This window comes from Streptomyces sp. NPDC057445 (assembly GCF_042802855.1).
In the GTDB taxonomy this organism is placed as follows: Bacteria; Actinomycetota; Actinomycetes; order Streptomycetales; family Streptomycetaceae; genus Streptomyces.
Genome location: NZ_JBHVDH010000058.1, coordinates 1 through 4,620, shown reverse-complemented (window position 1 = coordinate 4,620; position 4,620 = coordinate 1). Strand labels below are relative to the sequence as shown.

The 4,620-nt window shown below is 71.3% G+C and carries 3 protein-coding genes and 1 pseudogene; 3 read left to right on the top strand and 1 reads right to left on the bottom strand.

The genetic code is table 11. The annotated features are described in order from the left end of the window. From ACFU5O_RS37370 to ACFU5O_RS37360, 3 genes and pseudogenes are all read left to right on the top strand, one after another. Window positions 1-2,073: pseudogene (locus tag ACFU5O_RS37370) on the top strand (hypothetical protein); the annotation flags it as partial. A 261-nt stretch (window positions 2,074-2,334) separates the two neighbouring features. Then, window positions 2,335-3,150 (top strand): TSUP family transporter, encoded by an 816-nt coding sequence (locus tag ACFU5O_RS37365; protein WP_384247466.1) that lies wholly within the window; start codon window positions 2,335-2,337, stop codon window positions 3,148-3,150. Between the two features lie 8 nt (window positions 3,151-3,158). After that, window positions 3,159-3,746, top strand: coding sequence for a transposase (locus ACFU5O_RS37360; RefSeq protein ID WP_384247464.1), 588 nt, complete (start codon window positions 3,159-3,161; stop codon window positions 3,744-3,746). Here ACFU5O_RS37360 and ACFU5O_RS37355 read toward each other — a convergent pair. Continuing rightward, window positions 3,689-4,291 (bottom strand): DUF6000 family protein, encoded by a 603-nt coding sequence (locus ACFU5O_RS37355; RefSeq protein ID WP_384247462.1) that lies wholly within the window; start codon window positions 4,289-4,291, stop codon window positions 3,689-3,691. The genes ACFU5O_RS37360 and ACFU5O_RS37355 overlap by 58 nt on opposite strands. Between the last annotated feature and the right edge of the window lie 329 nt (window positions 4,292-4,620).

Sequence of the window (4,620 nt, the reverse complement as noted above, 5' to 3'; positions counted from 1 at the left end):
TGCGAGCTCGGCTACGCCTCCACCATCCACCGCGCCCAGGGCATGACCGTGGACACCTCCCACGCCCTGGCCTCGCCGCGCTCGGACCGCGAAGGTGTCTACGTCCAGCTCACCCGCGGCAAACGCACCAACCGCCTCTACGTCGCCATCGACGACGGCGACCGCCTGGACGACGTCCTCGCCGCCATCGCCGCCCGCCGCCGCACGCAGCTGTCGGCGACCGAGTCCATCACCGCACTGCACCAAGAGATCAGCGCCCCCGGGCAGCTGGCGGCCGAGTTCGCCGACGTCGCCGAACGCGCCACCACCGCCCGCCTCACCGGCGTCCTGGAACACACCCTCGGCCTCGAACCCGCGGCTGCTTTCATGGCCGCCGACGCCTACCCCGCCCTGATGAGGGCCATGAGCGACGCCGAGCGTGCCGGCTTCGACCTGCCCCGCCTCCTCGAGACCACTGCCGCACGGCGCCAATTCGCGGGCGCCGACGACAGGGCCGCCGTGCTCACCTGGCGCCTGCGGGAGCGCCTCGCCGACGCCGCCGCAGCCCACACAACCCATCCCGACAGGCCGCTCGCCGCGCTCACGATGCGGCAACTGCAGACCCTGGCCCGGCTCGCCGCCACCCACCGCACCGCCGCCCGCCACGCGCTGCAGGCCGCCGACGCGGCGCTCACCCACCTGCCCACCCCGGTCACCACCCAGGCGGGGCACACCCACCCCGCCTGGCCCGACCGCCCCCTCGGGCCCCTCTCCCGCACCGAGCTCGCCACCCAGCTCGCTGCCGTCCGCGCCCAGATCCGCCGCACCCAGACCACCCGTACCCCGTTGACCCAGACCGCGCGGAACACTCTCGCCGACCTGATCCACGAGAGCCGGCTGCGCCGCGCACTCACCTGGCGCGAGCGGGCCCGCGAGGACTACCAGCGCGAACAAACCAGCCAGAGGCGCCCTCACGACGCCGCCGCCTCGCTGTCTGCCACCCGCCGGGCCGTCACCGGCCGCCGCACCACCGCCACCCGGCGGCAGGAGTATGCGCGGGCGGCCCTCGCCCGCGCGGACGCGGTCACCGACAAGATTGCGGCCGAACTCCGGTCCCGTGACCGGCTCCCCGACCACCCGCCGCACCGCCAACACCACCACGGCGACATCCCCGACTGGGTCGCCGACCGCCACGCACTCACCCACCCCGACACCCCCCTCCACTGGCGCGAGCACCTCGCCGAACGCCACCGCATCCTGGCCCGCTCACTCACCGAACGCGGCCACACCCTGGCCGCCGAGGCGCCCGCCTGGGCCCGCCCCCTCGGACCCCCGCCCCCAGTGACGTCCCCGCTGCGCCGGGCCGCCTGGGCCCGAACCTGCGCCCTGCTTCAGCTGTGGCGCACCCGCCAAGCCATCAGCGGCATGCCCGGCCTCGGCCCCCGTCCCGACGACCCGGGCGAGGCAGCAGCCTGGGACGACCTCGATGCCCGCATCCGCGCCCTGACCGGACGCCGCCGCCCCCTTACGCTTCCGCCACCTGACGCACCGGCCTCGGTGGTCCTCGCCGCCGCCCTCAGCCACCTCGATACCCCGCCCCCCTCCGGCGCCCTGCCCGACCACCCCGCCCTGCGCGACCCGCACGGCATCACCCCCACCACGTATGCCGCCAACGACGCCCGCACCGCCCGCCGCGCGCTGGCCGCCGTCCTGGCCGGCGAACGCCTCCCCGACACGTGGATGGAAGAAATCACCGCCCCGGGCCAGGACGACGAAGACGAACAGCGCACCTGGATGCGGGTCATCACCGCCGTCAGCGACTACCGGCGCCGCCACCACCGCGCCGGCCCCGACCTCCTCGGGCCCCGCCCCCCAGGACTCGACGGCCAGGAATGGGACCACCTCACCGACGCGATCGACCTCTACACCCACGCCCGCATCACCCGCCGCCTGGAACAGATACGCGAGCACCACCGCCACCCGCGAAGCCCTCCTGCCGCCCACCTCGCCGCTGCACCCCCAGCCCGCACCGGACAACCACGAGCCCGGCCACCGCCCGATGCGCTGAAACAGGCGGAAGAACACCGCGACTGACGATGTCCGGCAGGGGGGTGGCTCTGTCCACCAGAACGGACAGCACTCTGACAGCGGTTTGGGAGAAGTTCGAGGTGAGGGACAGGCATCAGATGTTCACGACTTTCGACAGCACCGGGCGTCGCCAAGCACTGCGGAGCAGGGCACCGTCGCAGCAGGCTCGGAGGTCCAGACGAATCAGGAGCGGACACCCCGTGCCTTGCCCCGAAGGTGGGAGCGCGCCGTAGCAGTAGAGCCTGGCGACCGGCGAGGATGCCCGTCATGAGCACGGACCAGACCCTCCATCCCCTCCGGCCGACGCATTCAGCACCTGTGGTGTTCGGGGCGGGAGCGGCCATCGGCATTTTGGGCGGGATGATCGGGCTGGGCGGCGCCGAGTTCCGCCTGCCGCTGCTGATCAGTCTCTTCGGGTTCGCTGCACTCTCAGCGGTCATCCTGAACAAGGCGATGAGTCTGGTCGTAGTCCTGGTCGCACTGCCCGCCCGTTTGGCCGCGGTCCCGGCTGCCGAGGTCGCCGCCCGCTGGCCCGTCGCGGTCAACCTGCTGGCCGGCAGCCTTCTCGGCGCCTGGGCCGGTGCCGCATGGGCGGTCCGCATGCGCAGCACTACCCTCTACAAGGTGCTGGCCGCGTTGATGGTCCTCATGGCCGCCGCACTTGTGGTCACCCACACCACCACCCTGGACGCCCTCGCGCTGCCGCTCTGGGCCCAGATCCCCGCAGGAGTCGCGGCCGGGTTCGGCATCGGTGTCGTAGCCGCCATCATGGGAGTGGCCGGCGGCGAGCTGCTGATCCCGACGATCGTGCTGCTGTTCGGTGAGGACATCAAGACCGCCGGAAGCCTTTCCCTGCTGGTCTCCCTGCCGACCATGCTGGTCGCCTTCGCCCGCTATAGCCGCGACGGCAGCTTCGCCGTCCTCGGCGCCAACCTCCGCTTCACGGCGGTCATGGCAGCCGGATCCGTCGCCGGGGCCGTGCTGGGCGGACTACTCCTCGGGGTGTTCCCGGACCTGGTGCTCATCCCCGCGCTCGCTGTGATCCTGCTCGTCTCAGCAGTCAAGCTCGCTCGTCACGACTGAACGGCCGGGTGCCTCCCGGCTACCAGCGCGTTCGCGCCTACCTGTACAAGAAGCGCACCTCACCGCGACCGGTGACCGCCCGGCCGCCGTCGCCCCGAACGGTCTCCGGATGGATCCTCAGACGCCCGGAAACCCTCACCGAGCCCGAACAACTCCAGCTCAAGACCGTCCGCACCCAGTGCCCCGAACTCGACGCACTCACCCGACACGTCCCGTCCTTCGCGGTCATACTCACCGACCGCCAAGGCGAGCGTCTCCCGGACTGGCTCGACGCCGTCCGACAGGACGACCTGCCCAGCCTCCACACCCTCGCCGCTGGCATCGACCGCGACCTCGACGCCGTCACCGCCGGACTCACTCTGTCCTGGAGTTCAGGTGCGGTCGAAGGTCATGTCAACCGGATCAAGATGCTCAAGCGCCAGATGTTCGGGCGGGCAGGCTTCCAACTTCTCCGCAAGCGCGTCCTACTGGCATGGCGGAAGGTCGCCGCGTCAAGGACGACGAGCCAGAGTCTTCGACGCGAACAAGACCAATGGGGTCAGGTGTCGGCGCATTCGTCGATGACGGCGCAGGCGAGGCGAATGCCGCCCAGGTAGGTGGAGATGCCGTCATCGCCGTGCATGTGGGGCGCGTCCTGGAACCACTGCCGCCACAGGCCGCCCTCCTGGAGGAAATGGCTGGCCCGGTCACTGTGCAGGACGGAGTCGGTGTACGCCAGGGCGCCCATGGCTGTCGGCTGGTCGTAGGCGAGGTCGGGCCGACGCAGGTAGCGATCCAGGTAAGCAGCAAGCAAGTCGGCGTCCCCTGCGGTGCCGAAACTCGCCAACGCCACGCAGTAGGCCCCACCCGCGCAGCAGACCTCGCTCTCCAGCAGCAGTGCTCCCAGACGCCCGCGGAAGTGGTCACGGCGCGAGACGGCGGCGAGCCATGCCGCGGTGCGCCGCTCGCGCCAGCTGCCCTCGAAGAGGATGGTGAGCTCGGCGTCGGTAACAGCCCTCGCATCACGGGCCAGGGCATGAACGAACGGCTCGTACTCCTCGCGCGACATGCGAAGTACCGCTCCGCCAAGCTTCAGGTAGCGGCGCGCCGGGAGGCAATAGCGGCGGTACAGAGCCTGTATCTCGGGGTCGTAGCGGATCACCACCCCATCCTCTCGCGACGAGCACGCAGCAGAGGACGTGGGGCGGAATACGCCTGCAGTGTCCCCGAGACGGGTGGGACGCCACCGGGGACCCAGGTCGGGTGAGCAGGGTTTCGACAGCACGCAGCGTTACTGCTCCACAGAAGATGAGCCAGAGCCACGACTCGTGAACAAAGCCAGGGGGGCCCTCACCTGGTCGGCCTGCCCCAGCGCGCGAGCCGCGCCTGATGGTCTGTACGGTCACGGTGCCCGCTCTGACAGGACTACGGGCTCGGCGGCCCCACGCTCCGCTTCGCACGCCGCGAGGGGCCGCCCCATTTTCACCGCCC

Bases quoted from the DNA above. Each gene is read 5' to 3' on its own strand.
- ACFU5O_RS37365 (WP_384247466.1), top strand. From the start codon at position 2,335: ATGAGCACGGACCAGACCCTCCATCCCCTCCGGCCGACGCATTCAGCA.